The sequence below is a fragment of the Candidatus Aquicultor secundus genome, from assembly GCF_002791875.1.
Taxonomy (GTDB): Bacteria; Actinomycetota; Aquicultoria; order Aquicultorales; family Aquicultoraceae; genus Aquicultor_A; species Aquicultor_A secundus.
This window is the reverse complement of sequence record NZ_PFNG01000182.1, coordinates 1-1,144: the sequence shown is the minus strand read 5'-3', so window position 1 is coordinate 1,144 and position 1,144 is coordinate 1. Positions and strand designations below refer to the sequence as shown.

At 54.3% G+C, this 1,144-nt stretch carries 2 protein-coding genes; one reads left to right on the top strand and one right to left on the bottom strand.

Annotated elements, in window-relative coordinates:
* Nucleotides 1-129 carry a helix-turn-helix domain-containing protein gene (locus COY37_RS07765; RefSeq protein ID WP_286977089.1) on the top strand — a complete coding sequence of 43 codons (129 nt, stop codon included), beginning with the start codon at nucleotides 1-3 and terminating at the stop codon, nucleotides 127-129.
* Here the strand turns inward: COY37_RS07765 and COY37_RS07760 are convergent.
* Nucleotides 83-838 (bottom strand): NAD(P)H-hydrate epimerase, encoded by a 756-nt coding sequence (locus tag COY37_RS07760; protein ID WP_286977088.1) that lies wholly within the window; start codon nucleotides 836-838, stop codon nucleotides 83-85. The two genes, COY37_RS07765 and COY37_RS07760, sit on opposite strands and share 47 nt — an antisense overlap.
* Between the last annotated feature and the right edge of the window lie 306 nt (nucleotides 839-1,144).

Below are 1,144 nucleotides of genomic sequence, written 5' to 3'. Positions count from 1 at the left end.
GTGCACATACGCCGCCTGCGCTCAAAGCTCGGCAGCAAGTATGCCAACCTGATCGAGACGGTACGCCATGTCGGCTACCGCTTTAAGCCGTTGCCGTTATGCCGAGCGCCGCTTCCTCGCGGTGGATGAGCACGAGGTCGTCGTCGAGAAACGGATTGTTCCCTTTCAAGTCGAGCGTGGCGTATACCTCAGGCGGGATACCGATATCGGCGAGCCATAGCTGCCCTACATATGGGGCGGCCTCGGCGGCCAGCAGGCCGGTTTTGAGAACGCCCAGGGTCACCGTTGCGCTTGCGATGATGCACGGGTTATAGGCCTGTCCCGTCGTCGTATTGAGCCCCGAGGGCACATTGAGCGAGATAATCTCCTTTTTTGATTTATTTGCCGCATTAATAGCATCCGCATACTCCGCCGCCGGAGAGCCGTACGCACTATATCCCAAGAGCGCATCGATTATCAGGTCGAACTTGCTTAAACGAGCGATGTTAAGCCCGCTCGTCTCACCGATTTCGATATCCATCGATCTCAAAATATTAAGCTGCGTGAGCGCGGTTTTCTTTAGCGAGCTATCGGGGGTGGCGAGCGCCACTTCAACGTGCGCCCCCCAATCGTGCAAGTTGTGGGCCGCAGCCAGTCCGCCCGCCGCATTTTTATTGGTGCCGGCAAGCACGATGATCCTACGTTTTATAAGCCTTCCCTCCAACAGCAGGCGACATGCCCGTGCAAGCGCACGCCCCGCGTTTTCCGCCAACTGAACCGGTTGCAATCCGTATTGATAGGCGACCACACGGTCAATTTCCCTCATCTGCTCGGCGGTCACCGATAGTAGCTTTTTCATGCCTAAAAACCCCCAAATATCCGGTTACCTTTATTCTTCCCCTTTTTTACAGATATCAGCCACCAACCCGGCGCTGAGTTGAAAAAGGGGTTGCTAAGGAGTCCACTTCTCGTCAATCGGTGTGCTTCTTGCCATCATGTATAGGGGGATGGGCTACTGGAGTTTAGTAATATTTTTCCTGCCGCTTTTAGTAACCAGGCTTTCTTTTAAGTCATTCTTAGGTATTAGAAACGTATACCGCAAAACTATCGAGGCCCTTGCCAACGCTATCGAGGCGCAAAACCCAAACCGGCATGGCCACGGCCG